The following is a 24690-nucleotide window of genomic DNA, read 5'->3' on the forward strand; positions in this document are numbered from 1 at the left end:
GAGGGGTCGTCTTCTATCAGCTCTTAACTATCTCTTCTTCAATAACCTCAGGTGCTTCAATTTCTTCTACACTACTGCTGTCATCTACTTGGCCTTGATTAGATAGAACTCCCTTTAACCAGCCCATTGACTTCTTTGAATCCTTGGTCATATCTTCATCTCCTATCTACGAATGAAATAGTTGCTTCTCTAACTCTATTAAAAACGATGCAAGGGGGAAAATACCCCCTACTAAAGTAAGTTTTTTCTCTATTAATAACAGTATCCGACAATATCCCTAATATATCTTAATCTTGTTGTATGGTTATGTAGAAGAATGTCAACTGCTGTCTGATAAATAGTACGAATGGAAGGGTGGTAAATACTACTATCTACTCAAATAGAGAGTAATTTAACAGGTAAAATATGTTAAAATAAAGATAGAGATAATACTAGAATAGGGGTAAATCATGCTAGATCAAATGATGGTTGTAAAAGAAATACTTTTTCAACTTTCACAGCAAGGAAAGACCATCTTCTACTCCTCTCATAGTATGGATGTCGTGGAGAAGACCATTAACCGAATTGCATGGTTATCAAAATGGAGAAGTCATTGCGGATGGAAGCTTTGATGAGCTGAAGGAACACTGGAAAAGATATTTAATCAGCTAACTGGTTTTAATGAGCATAAGGAAATAGCAGCTGATGTTGTTTCCATTGTTCATGAGGTATGAAGTTGAAGGATCCTATCATCGTAAGAATACTAGATACGTTTAAAGGTCTATTTACTAGATTTGGTGTCGATTATGGCGTGATGAGAGAGATCTTACTCATAAAGCTGATGATGGATCAAAGAAGAGTGCCAACCATCTTTAGCCAAAACTCCTCTAGCCCTAAGAAGGAAGGAAACAAGTTCATCAAGTCACTTTGGCTATATGCCCTATATGGTTTGGTGTTAACTCCGTGTATTCTGCTAGATATACTGTAAGTTATGAATGTAGTAGTATAGGGGAGTAAAAAAAGCTTTCCGAGAGCAGGTTAAAGCTATCCAAAGGAGAGTACAGTTTACCAGATATTTCTGATAAAATAGAATAAAAAGAGTGGAGGTTTTATTTTAATTAAGTTAATGAAGGATTATGTTGATGATATTTTAGTGAGAGCTACCCACCACTCTTTGGCAATTGAAAACAACACTATTACATTAAATGAAACAATTTCTATTTTGCTTCATAATACAATCCCAGGAAGTGTGTCCGTTAGAGAGTTTTATGAAGTGGATAATCATCGTATAGCCTTCAATTTCTTGATTCAAAATCTTGATCAAGAGTTCACCTTGTCTATTTTGCATGGGGTACATTCAACATTATTGGACCGGTTACATCATGAAAGAGGAAGATTCAAGTCGCAAGGGAACGCAATAATAGGAGAAACTTTTACTACAGCTTCTCCTTTGGAAACGCCAATAATAATGAATCAGTGGGTTGATAATATCAATTATCGAATTGAATCTGCACTGTCAGAAGAGGAAATCATTCAAGCGGTATGTGAGAGCCACATTTACTTTGAAAGAATTCATCCATATGCGGACGGAAATGGTAGAACAGGCCGCCTACTTATGCTTTATCTGTTACTAAAAAACAACATTCAGCCATTGATTATTAATAAAGATGATAAGTTTAAATACATTACGTTTCTAGCTGAGCAGGATGTTTTGGGGTTTACTGAATATGCTAATGGAGTTATCCAAAGGAAGTGAAAGGTAGCAGGCCTTCTTGAATAGTGAGCCAGTGGAATAGGAAAAGGATGGAAGAATCCATATACAAAATTAACCCTTTTTCGGTATGTTTTTCAATTACTAAACAAGAAATAGAAAGCAAATGAAAATAACAGTCCAATTACTTATTAATTGGACTGTTTGTAGAGAGTTGTAGGGAGAGGAAATTATCCAATTTTTCAAGATAGTTTCCATGCTGGTATGAAAGAGTAGAACAAAAAAACCTCATAACAATATGATAGAGTATAGACCTCTACCCTACACGCACTTCACTCATCAATGCATGTGTGTTCTGATCTGGATCTTGGAAGAACACCATCCATGTTTCGGTTTGTCCTACTTTAACCACTAGGTGTGGCTCGTCTGTAAATGGGACTCCTTTTGCTAGTAAATCCTCATAGGCTTCTTTTATTTGATCTACATTAAAATAAATGATCGAGCTAGAGTAAGCAAATTGTTCTTTCTCTGGAAAAATTAAGAGAAGTCAAACTCCATGACAATCAAAAAAGGCTAAGCGATCTGTGTTAAATAATAATGGTGAGCTAAGTTTTTCCTTATAAAACTGAATAGCCTTTTCTAAATCATGAACGGGTATCGAAATTTGCCCTAATCTTTGGATCATAGTACATGTCATAACGAATAATCCTATTGTTTGGATTCCATTTTACAATAGAAGTGTTTAATTTTGGAATATATATCTAATCTTCCGCCACTGCTTCTTCTAAAACAGTTAACTTTAGCCTCGTAATTCGCTTATCTTTCATCTCATCAACTGATAATTTAATGTTTTCATAGATGATTGTTGGCTTCTCGTCTACATTCGGTATATAGCCAAGTTGACCGATGATAAATCCACTGATTGTGTCAAAATCTTCATCAGGTAAATCTATCTTAAGCCTTTCTTCAATTTCATAAAGATTTGTTGTTCCACTTATTAAATAGGTATGTGGACTAATTTCGATTATTTCCTCCTCATCTAGCTCGGGCTCGTCATGTTCATCGAAGATATTGCCCACAATTTCTTCAATTACATCCTCAATCGTTACAACTCCATCTGTTCCACCATATTCATCAATGGCAATTGCCATGTGAACATTGTATTGCTGCATATCTTTAAAAAGCTCATGTATTCGTTTTGATTCCAATACAAAATAGGGGTCGCGAATGAGTTCTCTCATATTAAAAGTTGATTCATCACAGTTTTCCACGAACTGAATTAAATCCTTTGTATGTAAAATACCAATGATTTTGTCAATATTCTCGTCATAAACTGGAAAACGTGTGTATTTTTCAATGTTAGCCATTCGGACTGTCTCGATCAAAGTTGAATCAATTGATATGGAGGCGATTTCCATTCGATGAGTCATGATATCAGAAACGGTTTTATTATCAAATTCAAAGATATTATTGATCATTATTTTTTCTATTTCTTGAATGGTTCCTTTTTCTTTTCCTACATCCACCATCATTCGAATTTCTTCCTCTGTGACATTTCCGTCCTCAGCGTTTGGATCTACTCCGAAAAGCCGAATGATTAGATTGGTTGATAAAGTCAGTAATTTTACGAAGGGAGAAGATATTCTTGATAAGTACGTAAGTGGAATAACGGCAATCATAGAAATGGCTTCAGCCTTTTGAAGGGCAAGCCGCTTTGGTACAAGCTCTCCTAATACTAGGGTGAAATAAGAAAGAACAAGAGTGACGACAATGACTGAAATCGTTCCAAGCATATCTCGGTCAATGGGCACACCTAAATTTACTAAAGACTGTGCAAGTCTACCCGCAAAGCTTTCTGCAGCAAAGGCACTAGCTAGGAACCCAGCAAGTGTAATTCCGATTTGGATAGTAGCAAGAAAACGGCTAGGCTCTGATAAAAGCTGATAAAGCATTCTTGCCTTTTTATCCCCAGCATCAGCCATTAGCTTAACTTTATTGTCATTTAATGAGATAAGGGCAATTTCAGATGCCGCAAAGAACGCATTTAAAATAATTAACACTACAAGTATGATTAATTCTGTTCCCAATGCATCAACCTCCAAGATTAACCCTATGTAAGAGCCCTCTCTTGTTTAGAGGGTCATGTTTGAACTATTAATTCGCCAATATTACTTAGATTGTGTTATTTTTATCCTTATTATGTCTAATCTGACTAATTGACTTTAGATTCCTTTTTCCGCTTCAGATGAGGTTTTTTCCTTTGATAAAAACCACCCACAAACTGCAATTAAGATCAGGACAACATAGAATGTGATCTTCCACTCTGGTGATTTGGCAAAGGCTTCAGGTAGGATCGCTAAGTCTGGGTGTGCGAGTGTGTATACGGCTAGCTTTACCCCGACCCAACCTACAATAACGAAGGCAGCAATCTCAAGACCAGGCCTTGTTTGCAATAGCTTCACAAAGAAGGTTGCCGCAAAGCGCATAATCACGAGTCCAATTAAACCTCCGGCAAAAATCACAAGAAATTTACCCCCATCTAATCCTCCGATTTGAGGTAGATTCGTATCAGGGAGCGTCATAGCTAATGCGACAGCAGCAAGGATGGAGTCAACGGCAAAAGCAATATCTGCCAATTCAACCTTGAAGACAGTGACCCAAAATCCAGATTTTTTCTTTTCTTTTGCTTCCTTTTGTTTTCCTCGATTGATGACGAGCTTCCTAAGGATATGATTAAAGGCAATAAACAGGAGATATAATGCTCCGATAGCTTGAACCTGCCATACGTTAACAAGAAATGAAATGGCAAAAAGGGATGCGAAACGGAAGACAAATGCTCCCGCGAGTCCGTAAAACAAGGCACGCTTTCTTTCTTCCTCTGGTAGGTGTTTGACCATGATGGCTAATACAAGTGCATTGTCAGCTGCTAAAAGTCCTTCAATGCCGATTAATAAGAGTAAAACCCAACCATACTCTAATAATATTGAAAGCTCCATTTGATGTAAAACCTCCTATAATTTTAATTTAGTTTTACTTGCTACGAGCATTTTGATACTTATTTTTTAAGGTTTAATGCTTGTCATCTATAGAGCCTTGGATCGAGCTAACAATACTGCTATGAAAACGAGGTGGATTCTTAATCTCCAAAGTCACCAAGGTCATAAGACTTGTTTCAAAAACAGTCAATAAAGTAACAGCAAAAAACAACTGTCCCAATGTTTCTTTCAATTAAAATCGTTTCTCCTCATACTAGTACTATTTAAAGTGAATGGCAAGAAGTCGATTTTTCTTTTACAACGTTTTTCTTCCTTTCTTTTCGAATAAAAAACCCCTACCGTTATCTGGTAGAGGTCAATTAAAAAATAAAGACCTCTACCAATAGGTAAAGGTCTTGCTAACAACGTAATGTTGCCAACAAAGCCGGGAGTGGTAAGACTCCGGAATGACGACTTTGCTGTAAAAGCTACTCCCCTTTAGGAGTTCTATTCGATTTAGTTGAGACCATCATAAGATAAAAATGAGAATTTGTCAATTACTAGGCTCAAAGATATGTAGATTGAATGAATACTATGGATATCAGGCCATAAACCCGAGTATATATAAATATAAGTAATCTAAAGGGGGAAATGGATAATGGGTAGATATGAAAAAAACTATACATATAGAACAACTCCAGCTGGCACCCTTCATGTTGTTGATCCCTCTCCGTTAAACTGGCTGTATGTTCTCTTTAATACGATGGAGGAAGCGGTTAGAGCTGATCACGAAGGGAGAATCATTCCTTCATTGGCACAGGATATGAAGTGGATAGATGACACAACTCTTCAGTTACATTTACGCAAAGGTGTGGTCTTTCATAATAATCAATTCTTCACTTCTAAGGATGTTGAGGAGAGTTTCAACCAAGCCTTGCATTGGGATGCCCCTCATCCACCGGGTACGTTTATAAATATACCAAAGGAAACGAAGCTAGAAGTTGTGGATGACTATACAGTGCTGCTTCATTTTCCAAAACCAGAAGGCTTAGCACTTGGAAAACTGCGGGGCTATCACTTTGCTAATTTGTTGTTTTGGAAGATGCTTGGTTTTGGGTATGTAAAGCTTGGAACAGCAGAGGGACATTGGTGAGTCCTTGATGCACCAGGCCCGTGGGGCACTGGGCCATTTATCCTATCAGTTGGATATTCATCTATTTATAATGTACCGGCAATCATAAAGACTGAGCCGTTTTCAGCAACATGGATTACAATGAGGGAAGATCGAACACCGTTTGTGGTTCTAGACGCAAATAGGCAATATTGGGACCGACAAAGAGGCCCGAGGGTCAGTCGTGTTGTTTTCCGTAATGACTTAACACAGAAGGATGCATTAACATTATGCACGACCACTGAGGGACGGGTAGACATTGTGACACAGGTTTCACCCGAGGATGCGTCAAAGGTAAAAGGGTCGTTGTATGCGGACTTAGTAAATGTGAATGGGAATAAAGTAGTAGCTGGTGTGTTTAATGGCTTCCTTACAGATATTGATTTTAACGATAAAAGATTGAGATTGGCACTGAATCTGGCAGTCAATAGGGATAAATTAGTTCAAGAAGGATTCTTTGGATATGCGGATGTGGTGCCGGCTCTAACCCCGCCTTGGGCATTTGATTTTCCAGGGGAGCTAACACCAAGAGAATACGAACCTGGCCAGGCTAGGCAACTTTTGGTGGAAGCAGGGTGGCCGGCAGGAAGAGCTCTAGAGCTCGCAGCACCAAAGGAGTTTGAACATGCTGCATTTGTAGTGGGATCTCAACTACAGGCATCTCTTCAAATTAATGTGAATGTCACTGTCTTCTCAAAAGAAGAAGAAGTGAAGTGGCGTAGAATTGCCGCAGAAAAGAAGTTAGTTCCGAGCTGGGATATCCTTTTAGCTACTACAACGGCACTGTTCTTAGAAGGAACACCAGCCTTTTTCCACCGAGAATTCTTTGGAGCAGATGGGGCGTTCCGAACAGGACCAGAAAACCCAGAATTTGACGCTTTATATAAGAGGATGGCAGCACAAACGGATCAAGTGAAGCTGTTAGAAGGAGCAAAGGAAATAGATAGATACACGTTTAATGAAGCACTAGGACTTTTCCTATGCAGTCCACAGGATTTATATGCCGTGAATAAACAAGTGAAATTCAGGCCGTATCGTACGACTTTTGAGTTAGCGGATACTGAGGTTACACCGTTGCATTGGTCGAGAAGATAATGCTTGAAATGGGGGGTTTGATTTTCAAATCATGCCCTATTTTTGTTTAGACTTAAAAATAGATCCGTTACTTTATAAACGATAACCCAATAAGGTAGAATGGAAGATAGGTATTTTAAAAGGGGAGTGCTCGAATGATCGTAAACTGGGGAGTTTTAAGCACAGCTACCATTGGGAGAAAGGCTGTTATTCCAGCTATTCAAAGTGTGGAAAATTCAAAGTTCTATGCCATTGCCAGTAACAATGAGCGTGTACAGGAATTTGCAAGCGAATTTGACATCCCGCATGTTTATTCTACCTATGAAGAACTGTTAGATGATCCGAACATTCAGGCTGTCTATATTCCATTACCGAACACCCTACATAAAGAATGGGTAATCAAGGCTGCTGGAAAAGGAAAACATGTCCTCTGTGAAAAACCAGCAGCTTTGACTAGCAAGGATGTTGAAGAGATGCTGGAAGCTTGCAGGGGAAATAATGTCCTATTTATGGAAGCATTTATGTATCAATTTCATCCTCAGCACCACCGGGTTAAAGAACTAATAGCGAACGGCGAAATTGGTGAAGTAAGAAACATCCGCTCAGCATTCACTTTCAATTTGGACTTTGAAGAAAACCAACAAAATATTCGCTTGAATTCGGAGTTGGGTGGAGGAAGTATGTGGGACGTTGGTTGTTATTGCATTCATGCTTCTCGCTTTCTTCTCGACCTGGAGCCAACGGAAGTGTATGTCACGGGTAAAGTACATCCCAAGTTTCATGTAGAAACAAGGGCAACAGGTATTTTGACGTTTCCAAGTGGTGTCACGGCAAGCTTTGATAGTAGCTTTGAACAACCGATGTCTGAATGGTATGAAGTATTAGGAACAAAAGGCTCGATAAAGGTTCCGTCCGCCTTCCGTCCTGATAAACGTCCAAACGGATTGGGTGAGATCGTGGTCGTAGGTGAGCATGGGCAGGAGAGAATCGAAACCTTTGGCGGGAATCCATATGAGCTACAGGTAGATCATTTTTCCGAATGTATCCTTGAAAATAGGCAGCCGAGATACAGTGGGCTTCAAACCATCCATAACATAAAGGTCATTGAAGCGAGTTATGAATCATTACAAAGGGGATTACCAGTTAAGCTATAATGACTAGAGTACTTGATTCCTATTTTAATGCCCAATGGGTTTCGATACTATTTACTTGCAAGGACAAAAGGAGAAGAGGCAGAATGATTCGGCGTTTTTTTACGTATTATGCCCCACATAAGAAATTATTTACACTCGATTTTAGTAGTGCCGTGATCGTAGCTCTATTAGAATTAGGCTTTCCACTGGCTGTACAGTGGTTTATTGATGATTTGTTGCCAACACAAAATTGGTCAATGATTGTGTGGGTGAGTATTGGGCTTTTAGCCTTGTACGTTATGAGTATGTTCCTACAATTCATTGTCAACTATTTGGGTCATATGCTAGGTATTAATATAGAAACGGATATGAGACAACAGTTATTTCAACATGTTCAAAAGCAATCCTTTCGATTCTTTGATAACACCAAAACAGGTCATATTATGAGTCGTATTACGAATGACTTGTTTGACCTAGGGGAGCTTGCGCATCATGGACCTGAGGATGTCTTTATTTCCATCATGACATTTATCGGAGCATTTTGGATTATGATGACAATTAATGTTCAGCTTGCGTTCGCTTCAATTGTTGTGATACCATTCCTGATTTGGATTGTTGTTTTCTGCAATGTGCGAATGAACAAGTCATGGAGCAGTATGTATACCAATATTGCGGATGTTAATGCACGTGTAGAAGATAGTGTGTCAGGAGTACGTGTTGTTCAATCATTCACTAATGAGGAATATGAAATTTCTAGGTTTTCTAAAAATAATCAAAAATTCCGTCGTGCCAAGCTAGATGCTTATAAAACGATGTCTTTTAGTTTATCTGGGATTTATATGGTAACACGAATCATCACACTCGTTGTTCTTGTCTATGGGGCTTGGTTAACTTTTAATGGAAAATTAACACCTGGGGAGCTCGTTGCCTTTATTCTTTTTGTCACCGTGTTAATTAAACCGATTGATAAAATTAGTGCCATTATGGAGCTGTATCCAAAAGGAATGGCCGGCTTTAAAAGGTTTATAGAATTGATGGACATGGAACCAGAAGTCAAGGATGCCAAGGATGCCATCGAGGTTCCATTACTCCGAGGCGACATTCGATTTAATGATGTGAGTTTTAGCTATGACGAGCATAAAAGTGTACTCGAAAATATTGACCTAACTATTAAAGCAGGTGATACAGTTGCGTTTGTCGGTCCATCCGGAGCGGGGAAAACAACCATTTGTTCCTTAATTCCACGTTTTTATGATGTAAACACGGGATCTATCACAATTGATGGAATGGATATTCGAGACATGTCACAACGCTCCTTGCGTTCTCAAATAGGAATTGTTCAACAGGATGTGTTCTTGTTTACTGGAACATTAAGAGAAAATATTGAATATGGAATGCTTGGGGCATCAGATGATGAAATTTCAGCTGCAGCTAGACGGGCACATCTAGAAGACTTTATTCAATCGTTGCCATATGGCTACGAAACCCAAATTGGGGAAAGAGGTCTAAAGCTCTCTGGTGGGCAAAAGCAGCGAATTGCTATTGCACGAATGTTCCTAAAGAATCCACCAATCCTTATTTTAGATGAAGCAACATCAGCACTTGATACAGAAACTGAGTTAATCATTCAACAAGCTTTAACAGAGCTTGCCAAAGACCGAACCACCTTAATTATTGCACATAGGCTTGCGACAATCCGAAATGCAGACCGCATTGTTGTGGTAACTGAAGAAGGAATTGCAGAGGAAGGTCGACATGAAGAACTCATTGAGCAAGGTGGGATTTTTGCAAATCTTCACCGTGTTCAGTTTCAGCAATAAGTATTAGAAAACCCTTAGTTAATACAACGGTTAAGGGTTTCTGTTATCTGTTTTTCGGATGAAATCGCAGGGAATACACTGCGAATGGTTTGACTATTATAAAAGAGTATTAAAAAGTAATATTGTAGAAATAAAAGGAATAGATAAGATCCATACAGATAATAAAAATGGATAATCCCTTCGTAATTGACTGTATATTTAAAATTCATCACTTTTTTAAGATAAATCATATTGGGATATATGTATTGATATTCAACGGATGAGGATGGCTAAAGGTTTTTTTGGTTAGATGAACTTTAGGTAGAGATATGTTATTTTTTATATAGATGGAAATTTTGACAGGTAAAAGTCTTATTTATAAGAAACTGCTTATATTAGGTGGTGTGAGATGACAGAGAAGGAAAAATCTTTTGAAATAATAGAGCTCTGCTTATTGGCAGGGAAGGTTATGCTACAGAACGGGGCAGAAACGTATCGAGTTGAGGATACGATGACTCGGATTGCTGCTTCGTTTGGTATTCATCAATCTCATAGCTATGTTACACCTACTGGTATTATTTTCTCCATTGATGGGATGGAGCCAACGAAGTTCGTGCGTATTTTGGAACGGACCATTGATTTGTATAAAGTCACGAAGGTTAACAGTATCTCAAGAGGTATAAGTAGTGGAGAGATTAGCTTAGCTGAGGCAATAAAAAGACTAAAGGAAGTGGAAGCAGGAGGATTTGCTTTTCCAATTTGGATTCAAATCCTAGCTGCCTCCATTGCAAGTGGCTGCTTTTTAATCATGTTTCAAGGTGATTGGACTGACTTTATTCCTGCTTGTTTAGCAGGTGGTGGCGGATTTTCTTGTTTCTTGTTTTTTAATCGACTGATTGAAATTAAGTTCTTTGCAGAGTTTTCTGCAGCACTCGTAATTGGGATCATTGCTTTTGTACTAGTCTTAATAGGGATTGGTCATGAGTTAGATAAAATCATTATTGGTTCGGTGATGCCTCTAGTGCCAGGTTTGTTGATTACAAATGCAGTGAGAGACCTTATGGCAGGTCACCTTGTTTCGGGCATCTCAAAAGGGGCTGAAGCGTTTTTAACAGCATTTGCTATCGGGGCAGGAATTGCCTTTGTACTATTACTCTTCTAGGGTTAGAAAGGAGTCAAAATGTGGATTGAACAGCTCATTACAAGCTTTGTGGCATCAGGGGCATTTGGTATCCTATTTAATGCACCGAAGAAATCCTTATTAAAGTGTGGATTTGTCGGGATGGTTGGTTGGATGGTTTATATCGTATTTGTAGAGATTAATTTAGACGTGATTCTAGCTACATTTATCGCTTCCTTTTTTATAGCTAGCATTAGTCAGTTTTTCGCTAAAATCTATAAAACACCGAGTATCATTTTTAGTGTAGCAGGAATTATTCCTTTAGTACCAGGAGGTTTAGCCTATGATGCCATGCGAAACATCGTAACAAATGATTACAATGTCGCGATCCAACTCGGGGTAAAGGTATTCCTGATTTCAGGTGCTATTGCAATAGGGCTAGTTTTTTCTGAAGTGGCGAATCAGTTGGTGATGAAGGCACAGGCACAAGGGAATAAGTGAGCAGTATCCGATAACAGGGATACTGCTTATTTTATTACTGGTTATTAGATTTTTTATCTTATCAATAAGTAAATAAGGGATATAATCTATGGCCGGAGCGGTTACGGGCCCATTGTATGACACGTGGATCAACCCAAACATTGAAAGCCGTGTGAGAGCTACCGTGCTTTCCTTGTCCAGCCAGATGAACGCTTTAGGGCAAACCATTGGTGGTCCTGTTGTTGGAGCTGCGGCTAGTCGTTACTCGTTACTCATTACGAATGGGTCTATCGTTAGCGGCATTCATTCAGCTTCCCATTCTAGTGATATATTTACATGCAATGAGGAAAAAGAAGGTCAATGTTGAAATAAAGAAGCAGGATATCACAATTGATCCCTCATAAAAAGAGAAACCCCCAACAGCATAAAACTGTTTGGGGGTTTTCTTGATAAGTTCTAGTATGTTCAAACGCTTTATTACGTTAAAGGAGTGGGGGCCAGGCCCCCGCTCCTTCATATGCCGATTTAGGGGCTACCGCGAGAAAGGGTTACCTATATTTGGTTAATTAACAGACGTGATAACCACTACTTTTATTGAAATATTCCTATGTGTCTGAGCAGTGTTTTAATTTAACTTCAACTTAGAATACTAAACTATTAAAATTGATAGAAGTTATAAAAAAAGGGAGTGATTAACCTTTTTAGGAAGTATGTATTTAAGAAATTACTTGTGCTACTAACTGTAGTTATCTCGTTAGTTAGCTTAAATTTTTATCCATTTACGAGTAGTAATTCACATGCAGCACAGTACGAAGAACTAAAAATAGAAATTGTAGATAAAGGTAAAAGCTTTGTCAATCTAGATTGGAATAATGTTGGTGCAAGTTATTATGTGTTAAGAAATGGCCAAGAAGTAGTTTATGAAGGAAGAAAAACTAATTATAAAGAAAAGAATTTGGACGCAGCTACATTCGTTGAATATTCTTTATATGCCTATGATAAACAAGATAAAGTTATTGACACTTATGAAATGACTTCTTACACTTCTTTTGAAGACAAGAACGTAATAAACTACGCTATAGGTACGAGTGACTCAGAAGTATCTTTAGATTGGAGTGATGTGCCTGATGCTTTAAAATACGAAGTATACTTAAATGATCAGCTGTTAGCTACAACAAGCTCATCTCAATTTATTCATAATTTAGAAAATCAGGGGTCAGCTCTATATAGAGTAATCGTATATTTACCGAATACTGATGAGCTACCAGAAAAAACAAATTTATCAGGAAGAGAAAATATTCCAGATAGTGAGGAAATAGTCGAAGGTGGAGAAGAATTAGGCTTAAAATATCAATATGACTTCAAATCATTATACTTCGAAGTAAATCCATTAGAAGATAAAAGTGGGTTTGATAAAGTTGAGGTAGATAAGGAATCAACTAGTAATTACTCTCTTTCAACAATCTCTGCTGCAGCTGCAACCACTACATCTGTATCAGTAAGAATTCGAACATTCATTGCAGAATCTTGTTACGAGGAATGGATTCCTGGTTCTGGTGACGGTGATGGAAGAGGACCTTCAGCAACATCAGGAACACATAGGACTAAAATTGATGTAACATCGTATTTTGGTGCAAGGAAAGATGTTACATTTTCCCTAAATGCAGGAGAAACAATAGCGTATAAATCTAATGGTTGCAAATCCGATGATGTACTAGATCGGGGAACACCTCCAATGAATGAGAGTGGAACCTACACCCATCATGGTACTTATACAAGTGTGTCTGTAAAACATAGTGTAGGCACTCCTGTTTTTGCAAATCTTTTACCGAATATTGATTATGAATTTGATCTAACTGTTTATCAAGGTGGATTCACATCAGTATCAGGAAGTCATGATGGATTTCCTGATTATGAGATTTACAGATCATCAAGCATTGGATGGGTAAGATTGTATCATTGGGATGCAAGTGCTAAAGGCCAAAGTATCTATAGCCTAAATCCACCTATGGAAATAGATTTTTAAATTTATTAAAATGAACTAATGTAATCTTCAATGTAATGGCGATAATTGAGTAATTAATTATCCCCTTATTTCTTAAAATAACTAACTTACTTTATTTTTTATCAATATGACTTTATTATTAAAATAATGAAGATACATTAATTTAAAACAACTTGCTGTGCTGTGAAATATTATTCAATAGAACGGAGGGTAATTCTTGAAAAGAAAATTACTTACATCATTAATTACATTATTAATTTCTATTCCAGTAGTGGCATACTTCTTTAATGATTTCATTTTACCCGCACATCTTGGATTACTGGGATTTGTTTCTATCTTTCTTGTACCAATTGTAATATTCTTTGGTGTTCCAGTCTCTATTCTTTCAGATAAGTTAACCAGTAGGTATACTCAAGCAAAGCGTAAATATATTTCAATAACTATACATATTTCTTCAAGTTTATTATTTTCATATCTCTTTATACTAATATTCGATAATAGATTCGTACCTTCCATTAGCAGTCCAATTGATAGATCTCTGATACTTGGGTCAGCTTTTACAGCTTTTGTTTTCTGGTCTGTTAGTGAGTACTTAAGTCATAAAACTAAAAGATAGTTATTTGCTAAAAAAAACAGAATTATTGACCACTTATATGGACTGATAAGATTAAGAGTTTCACCCTCAATCTTATAAAGAGGCTACTATACCGTTGTAATATTCTTTCGTATGCCATTGGAGACATATAGTCGTATGTCGAATGAATTCGTTTAGAATTATAGAAACTAGCTAAATACTCAAATATGCTCCTCTTTGCTTCATCTTTCGTTATGTAGCTATGGTGAAGAATCAACTCTCTTTTGATAGTGCCATGAAATAATTAAATGCAGGCATTGTCTTAACAGTTTCCTTTTCTACTCATACTGGTTGCAACGATTAGAATAATGGATGATGAAAGGCGATGGTTTTTGCGCCACCGTTGCCCTTTTCAAAGCGTTTATTACTACCTCCTTGGTCATCCGAGTCTGTATACCCCAACCTAGTATTCTCCTAGAATATAAATCCATGATAGTCGCTAAGTACAGCCAGCCTTCCCTTGTTCAAATATAGGTAATGTCACCGACCCAGGCTTCTCCGGGACGATTGACTGTAAAGTTTTGATTTAACAGGTTAGGAAATACAGGTAAAGTATGATTGGAGTTAGTGGTCGCCTTATATTTTTTAACCATTTTGGACCTTATCTTATTCCCCTGCATAATATGTGTAACCGTTTTTTTTGAGACGTTTATCCCTTTCTGGTTTAATTGTTTTGTTATCTTTGGACTTCCATAAGTCTTTCTTGACTCAATATGAGCACTTTTATTTGAACTGTTAGCTTTTCTTTGGTAATTTCTGATCACTCATTGGACAATGTTTTAAAGGAGTAGGGGCCAGGCCCCCACTCCTTTAATGCGTTACTTTCCTCCAGTGAACGATATGCCTTTTATGAAATATCGATTGAAGAATCCGTACAGGATAAGGACGGGTAATGTGAACACCATGGAGGCGGCCATGATGTAGTTCCAGTAGCTGATGTATTGTCCTTTAAATGAGTTCAAGCCAAGTGGTAAGGTGAACATTTCTGGGCTTGACATGATAATAAGTGGTTTCATAAATTCATTCCATGCACCCATGAATACAAAAATGGCTTGAGCCGCTAGTGCGGGTCTTGCTAAAGGTAGCACCACTCGGAAAAACGTACCAAACTTTGAAAGGCCATCTAGTTCTGCTGCTTCTTCAAGTTCTTTTGGGAAGTTGATAAAGAACTGACGCATCATGAAGATGAATGTAGCATTTATCGCTCCAGGGACAATCATGGCTTGATAAGTATCCAGCCATCCAAGGCTCTTTAAAATCAAGTAGTTAGGGATAAGAGTTACTTGTCCTGGAATCATTAGGACAGCTAGGATGACGATGAAAATGGATTTCACACCAATAAAGTGAATACGGGCCAGTGCATACCCAGCCATAGAATTAAACAGTAAGTTTAAAAGGGTGATAGAAATTCCAATAAATAAGCTATTAAATAACCATCTTGGAAAAAGCTCCTGCTTTATAAAGATTTGTTTATAGTTATCTAGCGTAAAGTTTTGTGGAATAAAGCTGATTGCTCCACTTACAATCTCCTCTAAAGTTTTGAAGGAAGAGGAGAGTGCCCACAAGAATGGAATGATGGTGATTATCGCATAGATCACTAACACGGTGTATAGAAAGGCTTTTCCGATTGAAAATGATTTCTTCTTCATTCGTCTCACTCCCCCTAGTATAGTTGTTCTTCTTTTGAGAATTTCCGTTGAATAAGAGTTGCAAGAAGGATGACAATGGCTAAAAAGAAGGCCAAGGCTGCTGCATATCCCATTGTATTTAATGTTTTAAATGCATATTGATAGATTAAAAGAACAACCGTTAAGGTAGCATTGTTTGGACCACCTGACCCACCGGAGAATATATAGGACTGATCAAATAGTTGGAATGTACCGATAATCCCCATAATGATGACAAATGAAGTGACAGGACGTAAGAAAGGTACAGTTACATATATGAATTTTTGAATGGCATTTGCACCGTCTAACTCTGCTGCTTCATAAAGAGAATCCGGAATATCCTGAAGGGCAGCTAAGTAAATGACCATGAAGAAAGGGGCTGTTGCCCAGATATTCATAATCATAATGGCATTCAAGGCAATGTTAGGATCTCCAATCCAATTGTACGAAGGAACACCGAAGAAGCCTAAGAAATGATTAATGAGTCCGTTTTTGTTATACATCCACATGAAGATTAGCGTTAAAACAGCAGAGGATGTTAAGGTTGGTAAAAAGTACACGATACGGAAGAAACGTTCTCCTTTTAAACCAGCATTTAGAGTGGCCGCTAGAACAATGGCTAAAAGAGTTTGTAAAGGAACAACAATAAATACATATTTAGCCGTATTCTGTAAAGCAATAATGGCCCGTTGATCTTCTATAATGTTAGCGAAGTTATTTTATTATTAGCAACTTCAATGGCTTTAAGTGTAGTGTTTCATCAACGGTACTAGCTGAAAAAGAAGAGACACGAACTGAAACACTAACCAAAGAAGAAGTGACATTCTTCTCCGAGGCTGATGCTGCAGACATTGCATTACTATTTGTATTAAACAACATGAACGAAGAAAACAACTGGGACAAAAGTACAAAAGTAGCCGAGGTCCACACTTTGTATAATCTAGAAGGACTTGTTACAGGTTACACTTTCGAATTAATGACTAAAGGGGAATATAGCGGATACATAACTATTTCTTCTAGATTAGATGAAATGCCGATTCAAGAATACTCCTATGAAAGTCTACCAGTCTTTGAAGAGAAGGTTCAACCGGAACTTCTAGAAGAAATTAGGAAGGATAAGAAGGATAAACTCATTTATAATGGCCCATTAGAATATTTTGTATTAGTTGATGGAAAGCACATTGACATGGATAAAAAAGAGGTTAAAGACTTAACCAAGATTAATAAGAAACTCCAGAAGGCTAAGAATAATGTAGATGTAGAAAAGATAAACAGGAATATGAAAAGGCTCATCAAAGATAGTTACATGGGCGGTGAATACAATGGACAACTAGAAGGATATGCTATTTCCGACCGCTTCGCATTCATGAGCGATAGATGGGGAAGTTATAATTGGCAAAACTCAGATTTCCTTTCTTCTTACACTGGTTTAGATATGAATAACTACGGTAGTAGCAACGATTGTGTAGTAGTAGCAATCACTACAGTAGCAAATTGGTATGATGATCACGGTAAACCAAATATTCCTAACTCAACATACGATATTTACAAGGATGTTTTAGTAAAGGCAAAAACTCACGGTTATACACCAAGCGGAGGGACAAATCCTACTGTTATAGATAATATTATTGAGGATAGCTTTAGGACATGGGGATATTCCGTAAATGCCAGCAACACATACGCTTGGTCATACAGTACTTTTACTAACGAGATTAATGCTAATAGACCTGTACTTTTTAATATTGGTAGCGGCTACTATGCAGCACACACTGTTTCTGTCTTTGGATATGTAGAATACGATGTAGCAAATTTTTTACAGGTTAAAGATAACTGGACTACAGCTACTAGATATATCCACTGGGGTTCAATGTGGAACGGAATTGGAAGTGTAACTAGCTTCAGGTAATTCTAATACCCTTTAATTACTCAACTTATAGAGGGTGTTCAAAAAGTCCGGCAAAAATAGCTTCAAATTTCTTCGTCAGCTCGTCTCTCCGCTCCTCACGTATACAAAACATACGCTGGCTATAAATAATTTGCCTAATTGGGTTTCGAATTTAGATGAAGAAGATTGGAGTTTTATAAAAAACTTTATTCTTTCATCTGGCTCATTAAAAGAAGTAGCTTCTCAATATGTAGTAAGTTACCCTACAGTTCGTTTGAGACTGGATAGGCTAATACAAAAGATAAAATTAAATGATGCTATATCAAATGAACCATACGTACTACTTATCAAAAAATTAGCACTAGACGATAAGATTGACATTAATACTACAAAATTATTAATTAGTGAATATAAGAAAACAATGAGAGGGGATTAGAAGTAGTGAATATTATCTGGCTAATAATAGCTATTCCTATTATATTTGCAATTTGTTTTGTGTAATATCTTCTATTAAAGACTAATCACAAACTCGGACTAATTATTCCATTCTTATCTGTCATTTTGATCAAACCCTTAGGAAATATAGGTATCATCTTAACTGTTATAACGTTTCTAATTTACTTTATACAAAGCTACACATTAGACAAAAGAAGAAAAAGACAAAAAGAAATTGATAAAATGCGAATAAATGATTTGCAATAGAAAGGAAGGAATAAATTGAAAAACAAAAAGATTTTCTTATTATTTCTAATTGTGGCTATCTTATTTTGTGGATTATATGCTACTACCTATTTCCCTAAGAGAATCATTACCATTGATCCGTCAGATGTATCTAAGATAGAAATCTTCGATGGAAATCGTGGTGATTTGCTTACTGTAACTCTACCAAATGAAGTAGAGCATATTGTTTCTAACATTAATAGTATCACTTTTAAGAAAGGAAAGTTCAGTTTTGGTTACTCTGGATACAAATTTAGATTAACTTTATACGACAATGCTGGAAAAGAGCATAAAGAGATTATTATAAATAGTAGCGAAAAAATAAGATATAATGGTTTCTTTTATACTGATGAATTAAGCAGTATTGATTATGATTATATAGACGGACTCTTCAAGGGAAATTAGTAATTGTTTGTTGATTATGTATTAGGGGATTATTGTTTGTTATCCTTAATCCATCTATTAAAGGGCATTGTGAGTAGGAAAATGCCATTTAATAGATCACTATCTTTATTGCACTAATAGTAGAGTCATTGTTGATTTTTTCAAGACCATTATTTCTGCAGTCGCTTTCTTTGTCGTACCTTTAGTTAGTGGCTTTGACATGGCTAATAATATTCAGTCACATTCAACGCCACTGGCCGAGGTTTAGACAGTTAATTTACAAAATGATCATCCTATTAAGAAGCTTCTTAATTCTTCTTCTAGAATCCCATTTATCTTTTGTAATGCTTCTCTTTTAATAACTCTGCTGTCAAATCCAAGAACATGAGGTGAAGAGAAAATGAAAAAAAGAGAAGAAGATAAAATACATACGAATTTTTCAAAAGAAATGAGCTATGGAGATTACCTTCAGCTAGATCGGATTCTAGGTAGCCAAATTCAATTATCAGATCACCATGATGAGATGCTTTTTATTGTGATTCATCAAACAAGTGAGCTTTGGATGAAACTGATCCTTCACGAAATGAATGCAGCGAAGGAGCATATTTTAATAAATAATTTAGAACCAGCTTTTAAGATGCTTTCTAGAGTAGCACGTATTCAACAGCAACTGATTCAATCATGGGAGGTATTGTCCACATTAACACCTGCTGAATATATGGAGTTCCGTGATAAATTAGGACGATCATCTGGATTCCAATCTTTCCAAAATAGAATGATTGAATTTTTATTAGGACATAAACAATCCAACGTACTACCCGTTTATCAGCATGAACCAGAGAGATACAAAATGCTAGATAATTCATTGAAAAATCGAAGCTTGTATGATGCTGCCATCCTGGCTCTATCTTTGAGAGGATTCCAAATCGATGGGGATTGCTTAAACAGAGATTGGTCAATCAGTCATTCTTATAATGAGAGTGTAGAGAAGGCATGGCTAGCGGTGTATCGGGATGTCAAAAAACATTGGGACTTATATGAGTTAGCTGAGAAACTTATAGATATCGAAACAAGGCAGCAACAATGGAGATATCATCACATGCTAACGGTTGAACGAATTATCGGGAATAAACGTGGAACAGGTGGCTCATCAGGAGTGGAGTATTTGAAGAAAGTGCTAGATTACCGGTTTTTCCCTGAATTATGGGCGGTACGGACACAGCTTTAGGTCTTTAGGTCAAAAAGAAAATATGAAAATTCACGTGCCTTTCTTACTGTGAAAGGGAGTCAGAACCGAAACTTGATGCCTCTAAGGCATCTTTTTTTATCCCCATATTCACATTTAACTACATTTGAAAAATCAATACTGAGGAAACGTTAAGAGCCGTCTTTACAACGTAACAATGTTATGTTAAATTTATATCGATGTAACATAACATTGTTTTACTAGGAGGTGATAGCATGGATGAATCATTGTTATCAAAGAAGGAATTGCTCGAACACACAGGTATATCCTACGGACAGTTGTACCGATGGAAACGCATGAATATCATTCCGGAGAATTGGTTTATCAAAAGATCTAGCTTTACAGGGCAAGAAACCTTTTTTCCAAAAGCTAAGATTCTAGAGAGAGTAAGGAAGATCATCGAGTTAAAAGATGAATATTCGTTAGAGGAGCTAGCAAAATTCTTTTCACCTAACCCATCTGATATAGAACTAGCTATAGATGACAGCCAGGCGAGCAAGCTAGTCAAAGAGGAAACGATCCAACTCTATAAATCTATCTTTACTGATTTGGATAAACTCACATTCAACCATTTATTTTTTATGTATTTTGGTGAAATTCTTTCAGCTAATAAAGTAATCACCCTAGAAAGAGCCTTCCTGGAGTTATCCTTTATCCAAAATTTAAACCATAAACAAATTGATGGGCCTTTACAACTAATGGCCATTTTAAAGAATCAGGAAACAATCTGGTTACTTGCGCCATTTGGGACTTCAATCAAACTCGAGGATCAAGCAAGTATCTATGTGGAGATCAGCTTAGTAGAACACTTGAATGAATTGAAGATTAAGCTTTCAGGATTAAATAAATAAAGGGGATGGGACGGATGAAAACGGAAGCAACTGTCAACCAAAATGTTAAAATTAATGGCTCAGGTACGGCTGGTGGTGGAATATATGATGAAGTGAAGATCAATGGTAGTGGGAAAATTACAGGAGACATTGAGTGCCGAGTGTTAAAGATTGATGGTTCGGGCAAGGTACAAGGTGATGTTAAATCAGAGAGCGTAAAGTTTAATGGCTCAGGAAGTTTTGAAGGAAACGTGTATGTGACTAAAATGAAAATTAATGGATCCACGTCAGTCCTTAAAAATGCGATTGTGGATGATTTAGAGATCAATGGATCCAGCAGCTTTAAACAAGATTTACAGGTGGGGAATTGTGAAATCAATGGAATCAGCAAGGTTTATGGAAAAGTGACCGGTGGAGAAATCAAAGTGAACGGGATGCTAAAAGTAAAAGAAAGCTGTGAGGTAGAGCGTTTCATTTCGTATGGAGCTGTTGAGATAGAAGGTCTTTTAAGTGCCGACCATATTGAGTTAAACCTCGACTATCATTCATCTGCTAAAGAAATAGGCGGTGAGAGAATCTCTGTCAGACAATACAGTTCACACAAAATGATTAAACATATTATCAACTTTTTTAGACAGCGTACAGATCTGCTTGAGGCTGATTTGATTGAAGGTGATGAAATCGATCTTGAAATTACAAAGGCCAAATTAGTTAGAGGGAAAAAGATTGTGATCGGGGAAAAGTGTGAGATTGAAAGAATCGAATATACAGATTCAATAGAAATCCACCCTAGCTCAAAGGTGAAGGAATCGGTGAAGATATAGATGATGCATAGTTGAATAAGTAAAACAGCGGGCATATACCGGTAACCAAAGAGGTAGTTAGATGCCCATGAACGGAACGGGGAAAAGGGCGTTTGACGTTAACCAAAGGAACTCCATGAGGCCAAACTTAGGAGATTTTGTCTTACAAAATGTCAACTTCCAAAGTACTATCAAACTAAACAACAAAAAAAACGGAACTCTTTATAACGAAGAAGTTCCGTTCTTAATTTAGGATTTTTTAGTTTTGATCGGCTAATTCCATTTGTAAATATCTTCTTGTGTTGGGTCCATAAATACCATCATCGGCAAGGGCTGCGTAAGTGGACTGAAAACGGCGAACAGCATCCTCTGTTAATGGACCATAAGATCCGTCAATGAACTTAGGGTCAAAGTTGATTTGCTGTAATGCTCGTTGTAGTTGCTTTACGTCTTCACCTGTGTCACCAAAACGAAGTGTCTTTTCAGGTAAAGGAAATTCATTTCTAGGATTACTTGAACCAAGTACTTCGTTTAATTTGTCCAATGTCAAAGGACCAACTAAGCCATCTACTCTCAGACCGTACCTTCGCTGAAATCTCATGACGGCAACTTCTGTTTCTGATCCAAATCTTCCGTCTGCACCGTATCTAGGGAGTGGGAAGCCAGCTTGAATCAAGTCTTGTTGAACCTCTCGAACAAATTCTCCATTATCACCTTCACGTAAAGGTAGACTGACCGTAACCCCTTTTACAGCGGGAGCGGGAGGTGTTTCGACAACAACAACACCAGTATCTTGACCCTCAACAAAAATGGTTTGATAAGTTTCCTTAACGTCAGACAAAAACTGATTAAACGAAATGCCATAACGTTGTAAGGCATTTTCAGGATCACGTCTTCGTTCAGGATCAAGTGTGCTATGCGCGACAATGTCATCATTTGGATTTAGACCGAATAAATCAAGCAGATACGCGTGGTACCATACATATCTGTTATAGGCTTCAGTGAAATTAATACTACCACCAAAGCATAGTTCTACACCAATAGCTGCTCGGTTTGCGTCAGCCCCGTAAAGTCGATTATCAGTAGATACGTTATATCGTACATGATAGGCAATTTCATCAAGTGGAATAATCTCTAAAATATACTTGTCATCTATAAACGTGTGGGCAGAGGCAGAGGGCTGTAAATTATTAAAGTAGTTTCGGTTTGCATAAGCTGTAGACCCGGCATTTCCGGTATCATGACTAACGATAAACCGAATATCATTGTTACTTGTTCCAGGACGTGAGTTTCCCTTGTCAATATAATCTCTTGTAATGGTGTATTTCATGTGAACCTCCTTTAAATTTAAATTCATAGTAAGTATATGAAAAAAATTTAAAAGGGGGTTAGGCAAAATGTAAGATTAGTGTTTTTGTCTGCAAAATGTAACAAAAATGAGAAAACCGTACCTATATACTAGATACGGTTTTCTTCCTTTTATTCGGCAGAAATCTTCTTTAAAGGCTGATCGGCTGGACCTTCTACAACTTGACCCTCATATGAGAATCTTGAACCATGACAAGGACAATCCCAAGTGCGTTCCCCATTATTCCACTCGACTTCACAGCCTAAATGAGTACAGGTGGTATCCACGATATGCAGCTTTCCATTGGCATCCTTGTAGCAGCCTGCTCTTTGACCATTGACCTTTACAACCGATCCTTCATCGTTCTGAAGTTCCTCTATCTTTTTATGAACCATTCCTACTTTTCCTGAAACAAAATGCCCTGCAACATCTGCATTATGTGTAATAAATTTCTTAATAGAAGGATCACTGTAGAACCTTGAAGGACTGTATAGTTCTTGATAAGGGCTATCCTTCTTTAAGATAAGGTTGCTTAACAGCAAACCAGAAGCAGTTCCGTTTGTCATTCCCCACTTCCGATAGCCCGTTGCGACTAAGATGTTCGGACTATCCTTTTTGATAAACCCAATATACGGGACTTTATCTAATGTAGTTAAGTCTTGGGCAGACCAACGATTTACGATTTCTTCTATCCCAAAATGCTCCTCACCAAAAATGGCTAAGTTTTTATAATGCTTCATTGTGTCTGTGCCATGGCCTGTTTTATGCTCATCTCCAGCTACAATCACGAGATTTTCTCCATTGTAAGGAGTATACCGGAGGGAACGGGTAGGTGATTCAGCCGTTATGTACATTCCGCCTGGGTATTTCTTTTTCGTACGAATAGCTAGTAAATACGAGCGCTCTGCATACATTCTTGTAAAATAAAACCCCATACCATCGTAGAATGGAAAATGAGAGCAAGAAACTAGATAGTTACACGTTATATGGTGCCCATCACGTGTTGTGACAATAGGGTTTGTTCCCTTTTGAACCTCTGAAGCAGTTGTATGTTCAAATAGGACTCCGCCATTGGCTATAATCTCATCTACAAGTACTTTTAAGAACTTTAATGGGTGATACTGTCCTTGCTCCTTCATGACAATCGCGGTTTTCATTTCTAAGTCAAGAGGCATGGAAGATACCTTTTCTCCCGGAATCCCAAGCTTGAGATAGGCTTCTGCCTCTTTTTCCATTTTAGAGACATACTGATCTGAGTTCGTATAAATATAGGCATCATCCTCGATAAAATCACAGTCGATTCTTAATTCATGTGCTGTACGCTTGATAAAATGTAAGGCTTCAGTATTGGCTTCGTAATAAAGCTTTGCTTTTTCTTCCCCAAAATGTTGAATAAATTCATCATAGATAAGTCCGTGCTGTGCGGTAACCTTGGCTGTTGTATGTCCCGTTGTTCCGTTGAGCAATTTCCCTGCTTCTATTAGGGCTACCTTCAAACCTTGCTTTGAAAGAAGATAGGCAGTTGTGATTCCTGATATACCTCCACCAATAATGGCTACATCTACAGACATATCCTCACTAAGCTTCGCAAAGCTTGGAAGCTTTGTCGTATCTCTCCAATAAGGCTCTGGAAATTGAGGGAGTTTTGATTCCCAATTTGTCATGGCAATACCTCCTAAAATAGTTCTGTGCTTACTTTTACCTATTATTCCCTTCTCTATACTTT

The 24690-nt window shown here is 37.4% G+C and carries 24 protein-coding genes and 5 pseudogenes; 18 read left to right on the forward strand and 11 right to left on the reverse strand.

All coding sequences use genetic code 11. From position 1 onward, the window contains the following. Positions 1-16: 16 nt before the first annotated feature. Positions 17-151 (reverse strand): hypothetical protein, encoded by a 135-nt coding sequence (locus ACOI1C_RS17835; protein ID WP_422511952.1) that lies wholly within the window; start codon positions 149-151, stop codon positions 17-19. Positions 152-455: 304 nt separating this feature from the next. Between ACOI1C_RS17835 and ACOI1C_RS17840 the strand changes: the two are divergent. The 3 genes and pseudogenes from ACOI1C_RS17840 to ACOI1C_RS17850 form a co-directional block, all read left to right on the forward strand. After that, positions 456-713 (forward strand): annotated as a pseudogene (locus ACOI1C_RS17840) (ABC transporter ATP-binding protein); the annotation flags it as partial. A gap of 2 nt (positions 714-715) precedes the next feature. After that, a complete protein-coding gene (locus ACOI1C_RS17845; RefSeq protein ID WP_422511953.1) occupies positions 716-967 on the forward strand; it encodes a hypothetical protein in 252 nt (83 codons plus the stop codon). Between the two features lie 138 nt (positions 968-1105). Next, positions 1106-1735: a Fic family protein gene (locus ACOI1C_RS17850; protein WP_422511954.1), complete on the forward strand. Its 630-nt coding sequence runs from the start codon at positions 1106-1108 to the stop codon at positions 1733-1735. A gap of 271 nt (positions 1736-2006) precedes the next feature. On the opposite strand, the pseudogene ACOI1C_RS17855 reads toward ACOI1C_RS17850, so the two are convergent. The 4 genes and pseudogenes from ACOI1C_RS17855 to ACOI1C_RS17870 form a co-directional block, all read right to left on the reverse strand. Next, positions 2007-2387, reverse strand: a pseudogene (locus ACOI1C_RS17855) (VOC family protein). A gap of 64 nt (positions 2388-2451) precedes the next feature. Further along, positions 2452-3777 carry a hemolysin family protein gene (locus tag ACOI1C_RS17860; protein WP_422511955.1) on the reverse strand — a complete coding sequence of 442 codons (1326 nt, stop codon included), beginning with the start codon at positions 3775-3777 and terminating at the stop codon, positions 2452-2454. 135 nt (positions 3778-3912) lie between these two features. Further along, on the reverse strand, positions 3913-4686 hold the full coding sequence (locus ACOI1C_RS17865; protein ID WP_422511956.1) for a TerC family protein: 774 nt from the start codon (positions 4684-4686) through the stop codon (positions 3913-3915). Between the two features lie 73 nt (positions 4687-4759). Next, the gene (locus ACOI1C_RS17870) at positions 4760-4918 is read right to left on the reverse strand and encodes a hypothetical protein (protein WP_422511957.1); all 159 of its coding nucleotides are present in this window, start codon (positions 4916-4918) and stop codon (positions 4760-4762) included. Between the two features lie 405 nt (positions 4919-5323). Between ACOI1C_RS17870 and ACOI1C_RS17875 the strand changes: the two genes are divergently transcribed. The 8 genes from ACOI1C_RS17875 to ACOI1C_RS17910 all read left to right on the forward strand — a co-directional run bounded on the left by ACOI1C_RS17875 (position 5324) and on the right by ACOI1C_RS17910 (position 13468). Next, positions 5324-5818 (forward strand): ABC transporter substrate-binding protein, encoded by a 495-nt coding sequence (locus ACOI1C_RS17875; RefSeq protein ID WP_422511958.1) that lies wholly within the window; start codon positions 5324-5326, stop codon positions 5816-5818. A gap of 120 nt (positions 5819-5938) precedes the next feature. Next, the gene (locus ACOI1C_RS17880) at positions 5939-6931 is read left to right on the forward strand and encodes an ABC transporter substrate-binding protein (RefSeq protein ID WP_422511959.1); all 993 of its coding nucleotides are present in this window, start codon (positions 5939-5941) and stop codon (positions 6929-6931) included. A 134-nt stretch (positions 6932-7065) separates the two neighbouring features. Beyond that, positions 7066-8064, forward strand: a complete 999-nt coding sequence (locus tag ACOI1C_RS17885; protein WP_422511960.1) for a Gfo/Idh/MocA family protein — start codon at positions 7066-7068, stop codon at positions 8062-8064. 83 nt (positions 8065-8147) lie between these two features. Beyond that, on the forward strand, positions 8148-9863 hold the full coding sequence (locus tag ACOI1C_RS17890) for an ABC transporter ATP-binding protein (RefSeq protein ID WP_422511961.1): 1716 nt from the start codon (positions 8148-8150) through the stop codon (positions 9861-9863). 388 nt (positions 9864-10251) lie between these two features. Next, the gene (locus ACOI1C_RS17895; RefSeq protein ID WP_422511962.1) at positions 10252-11004 is read left to right on the forward strand and encodes a threonine/serine exporter family protein; all 753 of its coding nucleotides are present in this window, start codon (positions 10252-10254) and stop codon (positions 11002-11004) included. Positions 11005-11022: 18 nt separating this feature from the next. After that, complete coding sequence (locus ACOI1C_RS17900; RefSeq protein ID WP_422511963.1) at positions 11023-11463, forward strand: threonine/serine exporter family protein; 441 nt, start codon at positions 11023-11025, stop codon at positions 11461-11463. Positions 11464-11551: 88 nt separating this feature from the next. Further along, positions 11552-11809, forward strand: a complete 258-nt coding sequence (locus tag ACOI1C_RS17905; protein WP_422511964.1) for a hypothetical protein — start codon at positions 11552-11554, stop codon at positions 11807-11809. Between the two features lie 321 nt (positions 11810-12130). Continuing rightward, complete coding sequence (locus tag ACOI1C_RS17910) at positions 12131-13468, forward strand: DUF3238 domain-containing protein (protein ID WP_422511965.1); 1338 nt, start codon at positions 12131-12133, stop codon at positions 13466-13468. Positions 13469-14085: 617 nt separating this feature from the next. Here the strand turns inward: ACOI1C_RS17910 and ACOI1C_RS17915 are convergent. The 3 genes and pseudogenes from ACOI1C_RS17915 to ACOI1C_RS17925 form a co-directional block, all read right to left on the reverse strand. Then, positions 14086-14829, reverse strand: a pseudogene (locus ACOI1C_RS17915) (IS3 family transposase); the annotation flags it as partial. Positions 14830-14899: 70 nt separating this feature from the next. Then, positions 14900-15730 (reverse strand): carbohydrate ABC transporter permease, encoded by an 831-nt coding sequence (locus ACOI1C_RS17920; RefSeq protein ID WP_422511966.1) that lies wholly within the window; start codon positions 15728-15730, stop codon positions 14900-14902. A 14-nt stretch (positions 15731-15744) separates the two neighbouring features. Continuing rightward, positions 15745-16446 (reverse strand): annotated as a pseudogene (locus ACOI1C_RS17925) (carbohydrate ABC transporter permease); the annotation flags it as partial. Between the two features lie 119 nt (positions 16447-16565). On the opposite strand from ACOI1C_RS17925, the gene ACOI1C_RS17930 reads away from it, so the two are divergent. The 7 genes from ACOI1C_RS17930 (at position 16566) to ACOI1C_RS17960 (ending at position 21869) form a co-directional block, all read left to right on the forward strand. Next, entirely contained in the window at positions 16566-17654 is a 1089-nt protein-coding gene (locus tag ACOI1C_RS17930; RefSeq protein ID WP_422511967.1) for a hypothetical protein, read from the forward strand. A 115-nt stretch (positions 17655-17769) separates the two neighbouring features. Further along, on the forward strand, positions 17770-18069 hold the full coding sequence (locus ACOI1C_RS17935) for a DUF2089 family protein (RefSeq protein ID WP_422511997.1): 300 nt from the start codon (positions 17770-17772) through the stop codon (positions 18067-18069). 281 nt (positions 18070-18350) lie between these two features. After that, the gene (locus ACOI1C_RS17940) at positions 18351-18758 is read left to right on the forward strand and encodes a hypothetical protein (protein ID WP_422511968.1); all 408 of its coding nucleotides are present in this window, start codon (positions 18351-18353) and stop codon (positions 18756-18758) included. 379 nt (positions 18759-19137) lie between these two features. Beyond that, a complete protein-coding gene (gene kynA / locus ACOI1C_RS17945; RefSeq protein WP_422511969.1) occupies positions 19138-19965 on the forward strand; it encodes a tryptophan 2,3-dioxygenase in 828 nt (275 codons plus the stop codon). A 233-nt stretch (positions 19966-20198) separates the two neighbouring features. Beyond that, complete coding sequence (locus ACOI1C_RS17950) at positions 20199-20834, forward strand: DUF4004 family protein (protein WP_422511970.1); 636 nt, start codon at positions 20199-20201, stop codon at positions 20832-20834. 14 nt (positions 20835-20848) lie between these two features. Next, the gene (locus ACOI1C_RS17955; RefSeq protein WP_422511971.1) at positions 20849-21637 is read left to right on the forward strand and encodes a polymer-forming cytoskeletal protein; all 789 of its coding nucleotides are present in this window, start codon (positions 20849-20851) and stop codon (positions 21635-21637) included. Between the two features lie 61 nt (positions 21638-21698). Continuing rightward, the gene (locus tag ACOI1C_RS17960) at positions 21699-21869 is read left to right on the forward strand and encodes a hypothetical protein (RefSeq protein ID WP_422511972.1); all 171 of its coding nucleotides are present in this window, start codon (positions 21699-21701) and stop codon (positions 21867-21869) included. A gap of 6 nt (positions 21870-21875) precedes the next feature. On the opposite strand, the gene ACOI1C_RS17965 is transcribed toward ACOI1C_RS17960, so the two are convergent. The 3 genes and pseudogenes from ACOI1C_RS17965 to ACOI1C_RS17975 all read right to left on the reverse strand — a co-directional run bounded on the left by ACOI1C_RS17965 (position 21876) and on the right by ACOI1C_RS17975 (position 24628). Further along, on the reverse strand, positions 21876-22457 hold the full coding sequence (locus ACOI1C_RS17965; RefSeq protein ID WP_422511998.1) for a peptidoglycan-binding domain-containing protein: 582 nt from the start codon (positions 22455-22457) through the stop codon (positions 21876-21878). Then, positions 22434-22946, reverse strand: a pseudogene (locus ACOI1C_RS17970) (N-acetylmuramoyl-L-alanine amidase family protein); the annotation flags it as partial. The pseudogene ACOI1C_RS17970 and the gene ACOI1C_RS17965, both read right to left, overlap by 24 nt. Before the next feature lie 149 nt (positions 22947-23095). Further along, positions 23096-24628: an FAD-dependent oxidoreductase gene (locus tag ACOI1C_RS17975; protein ID WP_422511973.1), complete on the reverse strand. Its 1533-nt coding sequence runs from the start codon at positions 24626-24628 to the stop codon at positions 23096-23098. Positions 24629-24690: the final 62 nt, after the last annotated feature.

This window comes from Bacillus sp. DJP31 (genome assembly GCF_049310945.1).
In the GTDB taxonomy this organism is placed as follows: Bacteria; Bacillota; Bacilli; order Bacillales; family SA4; genus Bacillus_BS.